Source organism: Streptosporangium sp. CA-135522, from assembly GCF_050949235.1.
In the GTDB taxonomy this organism is placed as follows: Bacteria; Actinomycetota; Actinomycetes; order Streptosporangiales; family Streptosporangiaceae; genus Streptosporangium.
On the sequence record NZ_CP192026.1, the window covers coordinates 9,904,547 to 9,920,143 of the forward strand.

The window sequence follows — 15,597 nt, forward strand, 5'->3', positions numbered from 1 at the left end:
ATGTGGACAGGAACGGCACGATGAGCACCCGGCACGGCATCACGCGGATGCTGACGGGGCTGCTCGAAGGCAGCCATCTGGCCGCGCTGGAGCAGGTGCCGTCCCTCATCGCCGAACACGCCGCGCAGGCCGGTCTGGACGAGGTGCTGATCTACCTGGTCGACCTGCAGCAGAACGTGCTGCGGCTGCTGACCGGCCAGGGCAAGACCGGCGGCGAGGAGGCGCCCGAGGAGATCGCCGAACTGCGGGTCGACGGAACCCTGGCCGGGAGATCCTTCCAGGAGTCGCGAGTCCTGCCCAGAGCCGGCGTCGACGGTGGGGTGGACTGGTGGTGGGTGCCGCTGCTGGACGGCACCGAACGCCTTGGAGTACTGCGAATCAGTTCTCAGGAGGACGGCCAGGCGGTCCAGGACGGCATGCGGGCTCTGGCGTCGCTGGTGGCGCTGGTGGTGGTGAGCAAGCGCTCCCACAGCGATTCCTACGCCCGCCTGGTGCGGACCCGGCCGATGAACGTGTCGGCGGAGATGCAGTGGAACCTGATGCCGCCGCTGACCTTCGCCAACCGTGAGGTGGTGATCAGCGCGGTCCTGGAGCCGGCCTACGCGATCGGCGGCGACGCCTTCGACTACGCCGTCGCCGGCGACACCGCGCACCTGGCGATGTTCGACGCCATGGGGCACGACACCTCCGCCGGGCTGACCGCGAACCTGGCCGTGGCCGCCTGCCGTAACAACCGCCGTCAGGGGGCCGATCTGGTCGCCGCCGGGGAGGCGATCGAAACCGTCCTGCTCCAGCAGTTCGGCCGGGCCACCCGGTTCGCCACCGCGATCCTGGCCGAACTGAACATTCGCACCGGCGTGCTGAGCTGGGTCAACCGTGGCCACCACCCTCCGGTGCTGATCCGGGACGGCCGCTGGACCTCGACGCTGCAATGCCCGCCCGCCCATCCCCTCGGTCTCGACCTCGGCATCCCCGCCACGCTGTGTCAGGAGCAGTTGGAGCCCGGCGACCGGCTGCTGCTCTACACCGACGGCATCACCGAGGCTCGCAACGCCGCCGGCCAGGAGTTCGGCCTGGAGCGTTTCACCGACTTCGTCATCCGCCGCAACGCCGACGGCCTGCCGGTCCCCGAGACCCTGCGCCGCCTGATCCACAGCGTGCTGGACTACCACCAGGGACGGCTGCAGGACGACGGCACCGTCCTGCTGGCCGAATGGCACGGCACCGCCCAGCGCAGACTGCATCTCTAAGAAGGCTACGTCTGGCGCGACGCGTCACCTGCCGATGGTCTGGCGGATGACGTCGCGCGCCCGGTCCATCATCGCGACCGGCGTTCCCACCAGAAGGTTCTTGATCGCCGATTCCATCCCCGGATGCGGATGGGTCGGGGCCAGCGCTTCGGCCACCTTTACTCCGGCCGCCATCGCTCGCCGCTCGGCCTTACTGGTCTGGGCGCGCAGCTGGGCGAACTCGTAGCGCTCCTCGCTGCGGGCGTGAGCGAGCACCACCGCCCGCAGCATCGCCAGGTTGGTGAGAAACTGCGGGTCCTCGGCGCCCGCCTTGTCCATCTGCAGGAGCAGTTGCTTGGCCTCGTTCTCTTCGGCCAGCCGGTCTTCCACCACGGCGTCACCATCGTTGATCTTGTGGCGGGCGTAGGGGTGGACGATCTCCTCCTCGGCCGTCTCGTGCACGGCCAGCAGTCGCACCAGGCGCTGGAACGCCTCAGACCTGTCGCCCGCCGAAGCCCGCTCCGCCTCGTCGAACAGGTCTCTGATCATGGCGTGCTGGCGCATTAGCAGGTCGATGACGTCGTTGTCGCCCATCAGTTCGGGAACGGTCTGACGGTCACCCATGGCGCTCTCCCCTCACATACGGCTGTACGGCCTGCCTACCCCCGCCTGATGGCGGAAACCGGGGCACCGGCCACGTCGAGCGCGAGCAGCACCACGCCCTGACGCGGGATGTTTGACGACTCATACGAACCTGTTCAGCGGGTTCTCCGACACGCCGGTGGCGAGCCGGCGATGGCCTCCCGCCCCAGCGAGCCGGGGGGTCCGTGAAGCTCAGGCGGCGTTCCTGCGGTAGGCACGACCTGCATGGGTACCGCTTCAGCTCGTAATCGGCAGGTCGGCTAGGTTGCGGGTCATGGATGGGATCAGGTTGCTGCTGGCCGAGGACGTTCGGGTCGTGCGGGGTGCATTGGTCGCGCTTCTCGAGTTGGAAAAGGATATTGATGTCGTTGCCGATGTCTCGTCGGGAGACGTCATCGTCGATACAGCTCTCGCCAGTGCACCGGATGTGGCAGTGATCGACATCGATCTGCCTGGGCTGGACGGTCTTACCGCCGCGGCCCGGCTTCACGAGCGGCTGCCCACGTGTCAGGTCCTGATCCTGACCAGCCTGGATCGGCCCGGCCATCTTCGGCGGGCCTTGGCGGCCCACGTGGCGGGGTTCATCCTCAAGGACGCCTCGCTCGAGGAACTCCTGGACGCGATCCGCCGGGTCGCGAGGGGAGAGCGGGTAATCGACCAGGGGCTGGCGATCGCGGCGCTGCGGGAACGGGAGAATCCGCTGGCGCAGCGCGAGCTGGAGGTGTTGCACGTGGCCGCCGAGGGCGCGGACGTGCCGGAGATCGCCGAGCGGCTCTTCCTGTCGGGAGGCACGGTTCGCAACTACCTCAGCGCGATCGTCGTCAAGCTGGACGCCCGCAACCGGATCGACGCGATCCGCATTGCCCGGGATGCGGGCTGGCTATGAGGATGGCACCTCGGCGATCAGGTGAAAGCGGTCGCCGTGGTCGATCTCTGTCTTGAGACTCCCGCCGAGCGCGGCGAGCCGGTCGGTGAGGTTGCCGATTCCGCCCTCCCCGTCGCCGGGGGCCGCGGCCGGATGCGCGCCGTCGTTGATCATGTGCAGGCGCACCAGCCCACCTTCGAGCGTGGAGGTGATGTCGCACCAGCGGGCGGTGCTGTGCCGCAGCACGTTGGTGACGCCTTCCCGGAGCACGGTGGAGAGGGCGGTCTCCGTCGCCGGAGCGAACGGACCGGACGAGACCCGCGCTTGGGTCTTGATGCCCGCGGCGTTGAGGATGTCGAGCGCCTCTCGGGTCTCGAGTTCGAGCGAGAGGTCGGGGAAGGTGCCTGTCACCACGGTGGCCTCGCGTAGTGCTTTTCTGGTGGCCTCGATCGCGTAGCGCAGGTGCGCTCGGGCCTCATCGGGTCGATCGGCGACCAGTCGCTGGACGAGGGCCGTCTTCAGCGAGATGGCCGAGAGGGTGATACCGAGTAGGTCGTGGAGGTCCTGGGCGACCCGCTGGTGCTCCAGGGCGACCACGGACCGGGCGAGCTCCTCGCGGGAGCCGTACAGCTGCCTGGCCAGCACGGCGAGCCAGACCAGACCGTAGTTTCCGATACCCACCCACATCGCTCCGATGAGCAGCGCGAGGTTGTCCGAGGCAGTCGGGGCGAGGGTGAGGAGCAGGTACACCAGCCACGCCATCAGGCCGAGAGTGAGCAGGCCGGCGCGCCACTTGAGCGGGATCAAGCAGACGATGACCGCGCCGAGCATGAGGACGGTGGTGCCCAACGGCGGGGTGTCCCAGATCGTCAGCATGGTCACGTACTCGGCCACCAGTGATCCGGCGCTCACCATGACCAGCCCGAAGGCCAGGCGCGGGCCGATCTTGATCAGTCCTTGCAAGGAGTCGCCGGGGGAGGGCACATCCGCAGGTAGCGAGCGGTAGCTGCGGACGAGTGTCCGTATCTCGCGGCTGGACGTCCTGGCCATGGCCGACAGCTTTCCCGCCTCCCCTGCTGCCCGCCCGGCATCGCAAGGGATCAGCACCCGCACCAGCTCGCCCTTGAGGAGGAATGCCGAGAGCCGTTCGACGAGCCTGGTCTGGATGGTCTCCATGGCACGGAGCCTGTCCTTGGCCAGGGCTACCCGGGCCAGCTCGGCGCGTGTCCGGTGCACGGCCTCCACCAGATCCTTCAACGTGGCCAGGCCGAACAGGATCAGCCCCTCTCTGGCGGCGGTCAAGGACCACAACACGGCGTCCTGCGTGCTGTAGCCGTACGCGCGCACCAATGCCCCCTGACCGAGCGCGAATCCCACCGCCAGCACCCACGAGTCCGGTCCAGGCACGATCAGCAGGAAGGCAGCGGTCAGGAAGCCGGGGATCCCGTCCCACGAACTCCCGAAGACGAGAATCGGCGCCATAGTGCAGATGATCAGGGCGACCAGCGTCCACCGGCTCCTGCCCCTCCGTTCGAGAACGACCAACTGCAGGACCAGCAGCGGGATCATGGCGATGAGGTGGACAGCCGACGTCTCCCCCGCGCCGAAGAGGAAGGTCCGGGCCACAGCCCCGGCGAAGACCACTCCCACCATGGCCCTGACGAGCCACCCAGCCACTCTCTGCATGGGGTGAGTGTGCCAGTTTATCTGTTTAGTGAGGAATACACCTGATTGCGGTGAGACAGGTACTGACCTGCGCTGGTCGTCTGGCGATGAAATAGGGCGAACGCCCGATACCGCCGGAAGGTGGCGACTTCTAGCGTTCTGACCCACAGGAACATCCTCACTAGGAGCGACATGAACACCGCCATCACCGTCAAAGGGCTCCACAAGAGCTTCGGACGAGCTCATGCCCTGGACGGTCTGGACCTGACCGTCCGCACCGGCGAGGTCCACGGGTTCCTGGGCCCGAACGGTGCGGGCAAGTCCACCACGATCCGGATCCTGCTCGGCCTCATGCGGGCCGACTCCGGCTCTGCCGTGCTGCTGGGCGGTGACCCGTGGAAGGACGCCACCGAACTGCACAGGCGGCTGGTCTACGTGCCAGGTGATGTGAACCTGTGGCCGTCGCTGACCGGCGGCGAGGTGATCGACCTGCTCGGCAGGTTGCGCGGCGGTCTCGACGCGGCACGCCGCAAAGAGTTGTTGGAGCGCTTCGAGCTGGACCCGCGCAAGAAGGCCAAGACCTACTCCAAGGGCAACAGGCAGAAGGTCGCCCTGGTCGCGGCGTTCGCCTCCAACGCCGAACTCCTGATCCTGGACGAGCCGACCTCGGGTCTGGACCCGCTGATGGAGGCGGTCTTCCAGCAGTGCGTGGCCGAGGAGAAGCGGCGCGGTCGCACGGTGCTGCTGTCCAGCCACATCCTGAGCGAGGTCGAGGCGCTGTGCGACCGGGTGAGCATCATCCGGTCCGGCCGCAATGTCGAGTCCGGCACGCTGGCCGAGCTGCGCCACCTCACCATGACGCGGATCACCGCCGAGGTCGCCGGGCCCGTCCCGGACCTGCCCGGCGTCGGAAACCTCGCCGTGGACGGCAACCACGTCTCCTTCCAGGTCGAGAACCAGCATCTCGACAAGGTGATGCTCCTGCTGGCCCAGGCCGGGATCCTCAGCCTGACCAGCCAACCGCCCTCCCTGGAAGACCTGTTCATGCGTCACTACGAGTCGGGGAAGGCAGCCTGATGACCGGCACCTGGATCCTCACCAAACTGGCCGTTCGCCGTGAACGGTGGATCACCCCGCTGTGGATGCTGCTGCTGGCCGCGCTGGCAGCCGGGCAGGTCAACCGCTACGCCACCAGCATCCCCGACATCGCCGAGTTCGCCCGCGAGATGATGGGCAACAAGGCGCTGACCGCGTTCGCCGGCGAGGTCTACAGCCCGACCGTCGCCGGGATGGCCGTGTGGAAGAACGCCGACGCGATCTACACCATCCTCGGCCTGATCGCCATCCTCGCGATCATCCGGCACACTCGCGGCGAGGAGGAGTCCGGCCGCGCGGAGCTGGTCGGTTCCGGGGTCATCGGCCGCCTCGCACCGCTGACCGCCGCCCTGGTCGTGACGTCTGTGTCGGCCGTGCTCGCCGGGCTGCTCACCGCGATCGCCATGATCAAGGTGGGTGCTGACGCGACGGGTTCGCTGGCCTTCGGCGCCGCGATCGCCGCGGCCGGGCTGGTGTTCATCGGCATCGGCGCGGTGGCCGCCCAGCTCACCCAGGCCGCCCGTACCGCCGTCGGCGTCGCCGCCATCGGCCTGGGCATCAGCTACGGCCTGCGCTTCATCGCCGACGGCAGCGGCCTGACGTTCTTGAAGTGGCTGTCTCCCCAGGGCTGGTCGCACCTGGTCAAGCCGTATGGCGACAACAACGTGGCCGTGCTGCTGCTGAGCCTGGCCTTCTTCTCGGTCACCGTGGCGATCGCCTATCGGCTCAACGCCCGCCGCGACCTCGGTCTCGGGCTGATCGCCGAGCGTCAGGGACCCGCAGGTTCCGTACGGCTGCGCAACCCGCTCGCCCTGGCCTGGCGGCTGCAGAAGGGCCTGCTGACCGGCTGGACCATCGGCTACGCGGTAGCCGGACTGGTTTTCGGCGGCTTGGCCCTGTCCATTCCGGAAGTGGCCAGGCAAGGCGCCGCGGTGGAGGAGTTCTTCCGCCGCTACACCGGTAGTCCCGACGCCACCATGACCGACGCCTACCTGTGGCTGATCGTGCTCAGCCTCGGCTACGTCTCGGCCCTCTATCCGCTGCTCGCCCTGCTACGGCTACGCGGCGAAGAGCTCTCCGGCCGCGCTGAACTGCTGCTCACCACCCCTGTCAGCCGCCTGCGCTGGGCCGCCTCCCACCTGATCTTCGCCATGGCCGGCAGCGCGCTCTTCCTGGCCGCCGCCGGGCTCACCATGGGCCTGGTGTCAGGCGAACCCGGCAAGGTGCTGGCCGGTGCGCTGATACAGATCCCCGCCACCTGGGTGCTGGCCGGAGTCGGCATCCTCGCCTTCGGTCTGCTGCCCAAGGCGGCTGCCGCGATCAGCTGGGCGGCCTTCCTGTTCGTCAACCTCTTCGGCGAGGTGCTCGGCCCGATCATCGGTATCGACTACTGGATCGCCAAGTACTTCGTGCCCTTCCCCAACCTGCCCATGGTCACCTCGGGCGAGGCGTTCAGCGCAACCCCGCTGTTGATCATGGTCGCCGTGACGGCGGTGCTCACCGTGGCAGGCCTGACCGGCCTCAAACGCAGGGCCCTCGTCTGAAACACAAGGTGTGACTTCGGCCGACAGCTCGCGTCCCGGTCCTCTTCGGGGAAGATGCCGGTTTGCACCCGCACAACCATGATCGGATAGATAGCGTGGCGCCCGTAGGCACGCGGCCACTCATGGGCGTTCCGCCCCGAGACGGGAGTAGGGATGACGGCGACCGTGGACTCATCACATCCAGTGCCGTTCGACGCGGTCTGCCCGCTGGTGGGGGTGGAGGAGGAGTATCTGGTCGTCGATCCGGCGACCCGGGCGGTGGCGCCGCGGGCGGCCGAGGTGCTGGAGCGCGCCGCCGCCGAGCTGGGCGAGCAGGTGAGCACCGAGATCACCAAGTTCCAGGTGGAGGCCAAGACATCACCGTGCGTCCGCGTCTCCGAGCTGGAGGAGCAGCTGCTGCGGATGCGGGCGGCGATGGCCCGCGCCGCCCGGGAGGAGGGGCTGGCCGTGGTCGCCTCGGGAACTCCTGTGCTGGGTGAGATCGTCCCGCCACCGATCACCGACCACCCGCGATACGGGGTGGGGATCGACACCTACCGGGCGCTGCACGACGAGCAGAGCATCTGCGCGGGCCACGTCCACGTGCACCTGCCCGACCGGGAGCGGGCGGTGCTGGTGAGCAACCACCTGCGACCGTGGCTGCCGGCGCTGATCGCGTTGACGGCCAACTCCCCGTTCTGGGCGGGCCGCGACACCGGATACGCCAGCTGGCGGACGCTGAGCTGGGCGAAATGGCCGGTGGCCGGACCGCCCCCCTACTTCGCCTCGCTCGCCGAGTTCGACGAGCTGATCGGCACCCTGACCGAGGCCGGGGTGCTGGTGGATCCGGGAACGATCTTCTGGGACGTCCGGCCGTCGGCCCGGCTGCCCACGCTGGAGGTCCGGGTGACCGACGTGCCCGCCACCGCAGGAGAGTCCGCGCTGCTCGCCGCCGTGGTGCGGGCGCTGGTGCTGGTGTCGCTGGAGCGGGTGGAAGGCGGCGACCCGGGACCGCGCCTGTCGGCCGAACTGCTGCGGGCGGCCTACTGGCAGGCGGCCCGCGACGGCCTGGACGGGTACGCCATCGACCCGGTCACCGGCCGCCGGACGCCCGCCGCCGACCTGGGTACGGCGCTGCTGCGGCACATCGGCCCCGCTCTGGAGCAGACCGGCGACCTGGAGACGGTGACCGCGCGACTGGAACGGCTGCGCGTCACCGGCACCGGGGCCGCGCGCCAGCGAGCCGCCCACGATCGGCGAGGACGGCTCGCCGACGTGGTCGACCACCTGGTGGAGCGGCTGATGGAGCGGGACGAACCGGAAGTGTGAGAGTGAGCGACACCCGCCGGACACTGCCGGGGGTGCCGCTCATGTGTCACTCACGTGTCGCGCAGCCGCAACAGGCGTGTGTCACTCGCATGGCGCGCAGCCGCAGCGATCCGCCGCTGTCACTTACGTGTCGCGCAGCCGCAGCAGCGATCCGCCGCCCAGGAGCGCCGCGGCGGCCCAGGCGGCGAGCACGCCGAGGCCCGCCCATGGGCTGAGGGGCAGGCTGGACAGACGGGTGGTGGCCTGGACGGCGAGCCCCGCGTTCATCGGCGAGATCCGCCAGAGGAACAGCTGCCAGCCCGGGTCGGCGATCATCAAGGGGAGGATCGAGAGGACGTAGAGCAGGCCGAGCACGACCCCGATGGCCGTCGCCGAGTCCCGCACGGCGGTGGCGACGCCGAGGCTGAGCAGGGCGATCAGCGCGAGGTAGAGCACCGAGCCGACGGCCGCGCGGAGTGTCGGTCCGTCGGCCAGGGACAGCAGCGGGTGGCCGTGCGCGGGGGTGAAGCCCTTGCCGGGCAGGATGAGCCGCCCGGTCAGCACGGACCCGAGCACGGCGACGGTCCCCGCGGCCAGCGTCAGGCCGGCGAGGACGGCCGCCTTGGCGGCCAGGACGGCGGCCCTGCGCGGCATCGCCGCCAGGGTGGTGCGGATCATGCCGGTGCCGTACTCGCCGCTGATCGCCAGCACGGCCAGGATGGCGACGGCCGCCTGGCCCACCTGGACCCCGATGAGGCTGAGCTTGGGGACGTCGTATCCACATCCCGCCGACGGGCAGAACACGGTCGCGGCCGCCGCGGCGCTCATGGCGACGGTCAGCGCGACGACGGCGAACAGCAGCCGGCCGGTGCCCGTCACGGTGCGCAGTTTCGTCCACTCCGCGTGCAGGTGGTGCCTCACGCGTCCCTCCGGCGGATCCGGAGGACGGCCAGGCCGAGGGCGAGGGCGGCGTAGCCGCAGAACACGGCGAGTCCGGCCCACGGCGCCAGCGGGTAGTAGCCGGCCGACGGCGCGTAGTTGCCGAGCACCTGCGGATACTCCGGAAGGCTCTGCTGGATCGCGAATCCGGCGGCCGGCGTGAGCCGTAGCAGCCACTGCGCCACGCCCACGGGCAGGACTGAGGCGGTGGCGAGGATGTGGGGGACGACGATCACCACGATGGCGGCGGTGACCGCCGCGACGCTGTGCCGGAACAGGGCGCCAAGGGCGAGGGCGAAGACGGCGGCGACGGCGAGCAGCGCCGCGAAGCCGACCACGACGCGCACCTCGGTGAGCGGGGACACCGGAAGGACGTAGTTGCCGTTGGCGCGCAGGATCCGCTTGCCGACCGGCACCACGACGCCGGCGGCGGCCAGCCCCGCGACGAAGGTCACCGCGCCGACCACGACGGCCTTCGCCGCCGGCACCCGGCCGCGCCGCGGGCTGGCGAGCAGGCTGGTGCGGATCATGCCCCGCCCGTATTCGGCGGTGATGAACATCACCGCCACCACGATCACCACGATCAGCCCGGTCAGCGCGCCGGAGAGGGTGTTCTCGATCCGCTGGCCGTCCGCGAGCGGCGCGATGTCACCGACCCCGGTCACGGTGTACCTACCGCCGGACTCCTCGAACCCTCCCGGATGGTGAAGCGACCCGTCGGGCGATTCGGTGACCCCTATGTCGTCGCGGCTCCACGTGCCGCTGGACACCTTGCCCTGCAGGCTGACCTGGTCGAAGACGGCGGTGGCCTCGGCGAAGCGATTCTGCTCGATGCTCCCGCCGAAATCAGCCCGCCGCACCGTCAGATCGCCCGGAGAGGCGACGAAGAGCCCGACCTGCACCGTGACCGGCAGCCCGGCCGGCCGGGCGACGCCGACCCTGGTCCAGTGCGTGCCGTCGGCCGACTCGTAGCCGGTGAGCTCCTCACCGGAGCGGGTCAGCCGCAGCCAGCGCGGGGACTCTTTCGAGACGCCGCCCGGCCGGCCGGCCACGTCCCCGGTGAAGTTGTACTGCATCCGCACCCCGTGGCCGCCGGTGACCATCGTCGCCGAGTAGGCCGATCCCTGCCGGGTGCCGTCCTTGACCATGACCCCCGCCTTCGCCCACGGCACGACTCCGTTGACGACGTCGCGGACCCCCGGGGTGACGTCGGGCTTGCGGATCCGGCCGGTCATGGAGTTCACGCGAGCCGTGATGCTGCCGTCTCCGGTCAGCGACCGGTGTACGAAGTAGAACTTGTCGTCCACCGCCTCACCGCCCGGTCCCACCGGAACGGCGGGGCAGACATCGTTCGGACCGCCGCAGGAGGAGTGGCTTCCTGACGCGGAGAGCAGCCCGAGCAGCACGGTGACCAGCGCCGCGACCACCATGCCGATCATCCAGCCGCGGACCGTGCGGAACTTGGTCCACTCCGCGTGCAGCAGGCACGCGAAGCCGTCGCGTCCGCCCCGCAGGCCCGAGCGGTACGGGGTGGCGGTGCCGGTGGTCATCGTGCCGCCTCCCGGCTCGCGGCGGCGCGAAACTCCACCGCGTCCCGGGTGAGGTCCATGTAGGCCTCCTCCAGCGTCGCGCGGTGCGCCGCCACCTCGGAGAACGGCACCGCGTTCCGGCCGAGGACCGCCACGATGCGCTCGGCCGCCAGTCCGGAGACGGTGAGCGTGTCTCGGTCGGTGACGGACACGGTCGCACCGGTGTGCGCCAGCGCCGTCATCGCCTCCGACCGCGCCGAGGTGCGCACCGTGACCCGATCCCGGGACGCGGCCGCGATCAGGTCGGCCACTCCGGTGTCCGCGACAACCCGGCCGCGGCCGACCACCACGAGGTGGCCGGCGGTGTCCTCGAGCTCACTCATCAGGTGGCTGGACACCAGGACGGCCCGGCCCTCGGCGGCCAGCGCCCGCAGGAAGCCGCGCATCCACACGATGCCCTCGGGGTCCAGGCCGTTGGACGGCTCGTCGAGCATGAGCACCGGCGGGTCGCCGAGCAGCGCCGCGGCGATCCCGAGCCGCTGCCGCATGCCCAGGGAGTAGCCACCCGCCCTGCGCCGGGCCGCCGACCCCAGGCCGACCTGCTCGATCACCTCATCGACCCGTCTGGCGCCCAGGCCCTGGGAGTGGGCCAGCCACAGCAGATGGTTACGGCCGGTACGGCTCGGCTGCAGCGCGGCGGCGTCCAGCAGCGCCCCGACATGGCTGAGGGGATCGCGCAGGCTCCGGTACGGCCGCCCGCCGACCAGCGCGCTGCCCTCGTCGGCCGCGTCCAGGCCGAGGATCACCCGCATCGTGGTGGACTTTCCCGCGCCGTTGGGGCCGACGAAGCCGGTGACCTGCCCCGGCGTCACGGTGAAGGACATCCCGTCCAGGGCCGTGGTCTGGCCGAAGCGCTTGCGCAGCCCGGCGACTTCGATGGTTGCTCGCATGTCAGGCAGGTTAGGCAGCGGGCGGGGGCCCGGTCGTCCCGCCATCGAGCCATCTTCGCCGTCGCTGGCGTGAGGGACGCCCCATCCCTCACGTGAGGGATGCCGCCACGCCGGCCGGCCGCGACAATGGTCGTCGTGGACCGAGCGTACGACCGGCGCGGCGGGTGGGCCGCCAGGTGGCGGCATGCCGCCTCGGCTCCCCATGCGCCCGCCGTGGCCGGCACGTTGCTGGCGCTGCTCGCGCTGGCCGAGTCGATCGCGCACGCCCGCGGTATGCCGGCGGCGTATTCGTTCGCGCACACCAGCGGTATGCCGGCGGCGTATTCGCTCGGGCAGACCGTGAGCGGGCCGGTGAGCGAGATGGTCGCGCACGCCGGGAGCGCGCCTCCGGTCGCAGGCGCCGGCACCGCCCTGTACCTCGTGGTGGCCGGCCTGCTCGGCCTGGCCACCACGCTGCCGCTCGCGCTGCTGTGGGGACAGCCGGCCGTGGTCGCCGTGATCGTCTCCGCGTCGGTCATGCTGTCGCTCACGGCCTTCCAGACGCTGACCGTGGCGGGGGTGGCCGCACAGCTGATCTCCGGTTACCGGTTCGGCCGCAGCGGCTCGTGGCTGCCGGCCGTACTCCTGGCGACGCCGTTCGTGGTGCCGGCGCTGGCCGGTACGGCAGGCGGCGAGACAGGGGTGCTCACCCTGCTGCTGGCCTCCCTGGCCCCGGCGGCGGCCCTGGCCGGGATCGCGCGGCAGGCGCACCGCGCGGCCCTGGGGGACAGCGCCGCCCGGCAGGTCATCGCCGACACCCTGCTGGAGCACACCGCGCGTGGCGAACGCGCACGCATCGCGCGCGAGCTGCACGACGTCGTCGCCCACCACATCTCCATCGTCGCCGTGCAGGCGGAGACGACCCGGCTGACCGTCCCGGGGATGCCTGCCGCCGGCGCGGAGCGGCTGTCGGCCATCGGCGACACCGCCCGGGCGGCGCTGACCGAGATGAGGCGGTTGCTCGGCGTGCTGCGCGAGGACGCGGGCCCGGACACGGGGGACCGCCGGCCCCAGCCGGGCCTGCGCCTGCCGGAGCTCAACGACCTGCTCGACGAGGCGCGGGACGCCTCGGGAACGGGCACCCGCCTCATCCTGCGCGGCGCGCCGGTCACGCTCGACCCGGGCGTGGAGCTCGCGGCCCACCGCATCATCCAGGAAGCCCTCACCAACGCCCGGCGGCACGCGCCGGGCGCCGCCGTCGACGTGGAGCTGCACTACACCGGCGACACCCTGCGACTGCTCGTCCGCGACAACGGTCCGGGCCCCTCCGCCGCGGCACCCGCCGGCGGCCACGGGCTGTCCGGCATGCGGGAGCGCGCCGCGGCCGTCGGGGGCGAGCTGCGCACCGGCCCCGCCGCCGGCGGCGGATTCCTCGTCGAGGCCCGCCTGCCGGGCAGGGGCGGGGCGGCCGGATGAGCGCGTGGTCTGCGGAGGCACGGACGGCGGTCCGGATCGTCGTCGCCGACGATCACCCGGTGGTTCGCACCGGGTTCGCCGAACTGCTCGGCACCCAGCCGGACTTCGACGTCGTCGCGACCGCCTGCGACGGGGCGCAGGCGGTGCGGCTCTGCCAGGAGCTGTCCCCCGACGTCGTCCTCATGGATGTCCGTATGCCGGGCATGGACGGCATCGAGGCCACCAGGCGACTCGCCGGCTCCGCCGCCGCCGGACCGCACGTCCTCATCCTGACGACCTTCGACCTGGACGAGTACGTCTACGACGCGCTCCGCGCCGGAGCCAGCGGATTCCTGCTCAAGGACGTCACCGCCGAGCGGCTCTTCGACGCGGTGCGCGTCATCGCCGCCGGCGAGGCGCTCCTGGCCCCGGCGGTCACCCGCCGCCTCATCAGCGAGTTCGCCCTCCTGAGCCCCGCCCCCGACGCCTCCGCCGCCTCCGCGCTCGCCGCGCTCACCCCTCGTGAGACGCAGGTCCTGCGGCTGGTCGCCGAGGGCCTGTCCAACCCGGAGATAGCGGGCCGGTTGACCGTCACCGAGGAGACCGTCAAGACGCACGTCAGCCGGGTGCTGAACAAGCTGGGACTGCGCGACAGGACGCAGGCGGTCGTCGCCGCCTACGAAACCGGTCTGGTCGTGCCACGCTCCCGCGAACCGCGGTGACCCTCACACGCCTTCGGCGTCGTTGCCGTGCCCCTGCTCTTCGAGGCCGTGCCCTCGCTCTTCGAGGGTCGAGGCCAGGAACGCGCGCAGCGGCTGCACGTGCCGGATCGGGTCTCGCCACACGGCCAGAAGGTCTTCCAGCAGGTGCTGCTCGCCGAGCATGTCACGATGACGCCAGGCCCGGACGACGGGGTGGAGGAAGGCGCTCTCGTGTGCCCGGTCGGGGGTCGGGTTTCGCTGGATGGCGAACACGTCGCCGTGGTCGCGGGGCCCCCACCGCAGGGTGACGGTGAAGTACAGGGCGTGCTCGGCGAACCGGTCGACCGCGTAGTCCTCCGGCAGGTCCTCGTAGTGGCGGACCTGCCCGGTGGTCTCGTCGACCACGTACACGTCGCACAGGTATTCGAACTGAGTCCACAGCGCCGAGCTGTAGTTCACCCGCTCCAGCATGGCGGCGGTCAGCTGGTCGGGGTCGGCCGGCAGCGGGCGGTGGCCGAGCGGAACCCGGTCGTAGCGTTCTGCGAGCAGGCGGGCCAGGGTGCGCAGGTTGTAGCGGAACCCGTCGATGAAGGCCGAAGAGGCGCCCTTGAAGTCGCGGCCCTGCATGAGGGTGCCGGCGAAGTACAGGCCCTCGACGTTGGCCGACCGGAAGTCGGGGCCGATCGCCGGCATCCGCCCGTTGGGGGCGAGCTCGGGGCGGCAGGAGGCGTCGAAGAGGGCGGTGTCCATGGTGAAGCCGGTGCAGCGCAGCACCGTGTCGTATTCCAGCAGCGCCTTCTCGCCGTCGGCGAGGGTGTAGGTGATCTCCGCTTTGAACCGGTCGCCCTCACGCCAGATCCGGTCGATCTCGCACTCCAGCACGCCGTGCAGGGTCTTGAACCAGTAGCTGTCCAGCAGCGCGCCGTACTGGCCCCGTACGTCACCGGGGTGCTTGCTCGTCCACGCGAACCGGACCGGATGCCGGCTGGCCAGGTGGACGACGGCGGCGTGGCCGAGGATGGCCTGGGCGGTCTCGAACGCCGAGTTGCCCTTGCCGATGATCAGCACCCGCCGGCCGGTGAAGTCCTCCGGGGCGATCGGCATGTCCTCATAGCCCACCGCCAGCTCGATCCCCGGGATGTCGGGGATGTGCGGCCCGCCCCAGCCGGCCGCCATGATCAGGCACTCGGCGCGGAAGACCTGGTCCGCGGCGTGCACGACGAAGAGCCCGTCCACCTTCTCGACCCGGTCGACGGCGGTGGAGAAGCGCACGTTGAGCGCGTGCTCCCGCTGGAAGTCGGCGAGGTAGCGCACCATGTCGTCCGCACGCGGGAAGTATTCCTGCGAGTAGCGGGGGAACAGCAGGCCGGGCGCGTCGTTGAGCAGGGAGTTCCAGTCCCAGCGCAGATTGATCTCCGGGTCCTTCTCGCCGGTGTGGACCTTGTTCAGCGAGATCAGCCTGCGATGGCGCGGATAGTGGCGGAAGAACCCTCCCGGGGAGTCCTCGCGCTCCAAGGTGAGGTAGTCGGCGCCGGCGCGCTGCAGGAAATAGCTGAGCTGCAACCCGCCGGGCCCGGCACCGATGATCAGGTATCGGTGGACCCGCCCGGATCCCGTCGTCGCCATCAGTCCCACCCCTCCGCTCCGGACGGCGCGTCCACGTGATCGGTGGTGACGGTCCGGCCGGCCACGCGGGCGGCCGGACCGTCGAAGGGCG

Annotated in this window: 13 protein-coding genes; 7 read left to right on the forward strand and 6 right to left on the reverse strand. The window is 70.7% G+C overall.

The annotated features are described in order from the left end of the window. The first annotated feature begins 20 nt into the window (after positions 1 to 20). The gene (locus tag ACQPYK_RS46460) at positions 21 to 1,250 is read left to right on the forward strand and encodes a PP2C family protein-serine/threonine phosphatase (protein ID WP_433247115.1); all 1,230 of its coding nucleotides are present in this window, start codon (positions 21 to 23) and stop codon (positions 1,248 to 1,250) included. A 24-nt stretch (positions 1,251 to 1,274) separates the two neighbouring features. On the opposite strand, the gene ACQPYK_RS46465 is transcribed toward ACQPYK_RS46460, so the two are convergent. Next, entirely contained in the window at positions 1,275 to 1,853 is a 579-nt protein-coding gene (locus ACQPYK_RS46465; protein ID WP_433247118.1) for a hemerythrin domain-containing protein, read from the reverse strand. 292 nt (positions 1,854 to 2,145) lie between these two features. On the opposite strand from ACQPYK_RS46465, the gene ACQPYK_RS46470 reads away from it, so the two are divergent. Next, on the forward strand, positions 2,146 to 2,757 hold the full coding sequence (locus ACQPYK_RS46470) for a response regulator transcription factor (protein WP_433247121.1): 612 nt from the start codon (positions 2,146 to 2,148) through the stop codon (positions 2,755 to 2,757). On the opposite strand, the gene ACQPYK_RS46475 is transcribed toward ACQPYK_RS46470, so the two are convergent. Further along, positions 2,752 to 4,422 (reverse strand): histidine kinase, encoded by a 1,671-nt coding sequence (locus tag ACQPYK_RS46475; protein ID WP_433247124.1) that lies wholly within the window; start codon positions 4,420 to 4,422, stop codon positions 2,752 to 2,754. The genes ACQPYK_RS46470 and ACQPYK_RS46475 overlap by 6 nt on opposite strands. Before the next feature lie 171 nt (positions 4,423 to 4,593). Between ACQPYK_RS46475 and ACQPYK_RS46480 the strand changes: the two genes are divergently transcribed. From ACQPYK_RS46480 to ACQPYK_RS46490, 3 genes are all read left to right on the forward strand, one after another. Beyond that, entirely contained in the window at positions 4,594 to 5,478 is an 885-nt protein-coding gene (locus tag ACQPYK_RS46480; protein WP_433247127.1) for an ABC transporter ATP-binding protein, read from the forward strand. Then, positions 5,478 to 7,040: an ABC transporter permease gene (locus ACQPYK_RS46485; protein WP_433247130.1), complete on the forward strand. Its 1,563-nt coding sequence runs from the start codon at positions 5,478 to 5,480 to the stop codon at positions 7,038 to 7,040. Before ACQPYK_RS46480 ends, ACQPYK_RS46485 begins: the two co-directional genes overlap by 1 nt. A gap of 153 nt (positions 7,041 to 7,193) precedes the next feature. Next, positions 7,194 to 8,348 (forward strand): carboxylate-amine ligase, encoded by a 1,155-nt coding sequence (locus ACQPYK_RS46490; protein WP_433247133.1) that lies wholly within the window; start codon positions 7,194 to 7,196, stop codon positions 8,346 to 8,348. Between the two features lie 123 nt (positions 8,349 to 8,471). On the opposite strand, the gene ACQPYK_RS46495 is transcribed toward ACQPYK_RS46490, so the two are convergent. From ACQPYK_RS46495 to ACQPYK_RS46505, 3 genes are read right to left on the reverse strand one after another with little or no spacing between them, the layout of a single operon-like run. Continuing rightward, positions 8,472 to 9,248 carry an ABC transporter permease gene (locus tag ACQPYK_RS46495; protein WP_433247136.1) on the reverse strand — a complete coding sequence of 259 codons (777 nt, stop codon included), beginning with the start codon at positions 9,246 to 9,248 and terminating at the stop codon, positions 8,472 to 8,474. Next, a complete protein-coding gene (locus tag ACQPYK_RS46500) occupies positions 9,245 to 10,816 on the reverse strand; it encodes an ABC transporter permease subunit (protein WP_433247139.1) in 1,572 nt (523 codons plus the stop codon). Before ACQPYK_RS46500 ends, ACQPYK_RS46495 begins: the two co-directional genes overlap by 4 nt. Beyond that, positions 10,813 to 11,745, reverse strand: coding sequence for an ATP-binding cassette domain-containing protein (locus ACQPYK_RS46505; protein WP_433247142.1), 933 nt, complete (start codon positions 11,743 to 11,745; stop codon positions 10,813 to 10,815). Before ACQPYK_RS46505 ends, ACQPYK_RS46500 begins: the two co-directional genes overlap by 4 nt. 135 nt (positions 11,746 to 11,880) lie before the next feature. On the opposite strand from ACQPYK_RS46505, the gene ACQPYK_RS46510 reads away from it, so the two are divergent. Further along, a complete protein-coding gene (locus ACQPYK_RS46510; protein WP_433247145.1) occupies positions 11,881 to 13,200 on the forward strand; it encodes a sensor histidine kinase in 1,320 nt (439 codons plus the stop codon). Continuing rightward, positions 13,197 to 13,901 (forward strand): response regulator, encoded by a 705-nt coding sequence (locus ACQPYK_RS46515; RefSeq protein WP_433247148.1) that lies wholly within the window; start codon positions 13,197 to 13,199, stop codon positions 13,899 to 13,901. Before ACQPYK_RS46510 ends, ACQPYK_RS46515 begins: the two co-directional genes overlap by 4 nt. A 3-nt stretch (positions 13,902 to 13,904) precedes the next feature. Here ACQPYK_RS46515 and ACQPYK_RS46520 read toward each other — a convergent pair whose 3' ends face one another. Beyond that, a complete protein-coding gene (locus ACQPYK_RS46520; RefSeq protein ID WP_433247151.1) occupies positions 13,905 to 15,506 on the reverse strand; it encodes an NAD(P)-binding domain-containing protein in 1,602 nt (533 codons plus the stop codon). Positions 15,507 to 15,597 lie beyond the last annotated feature (91 nt).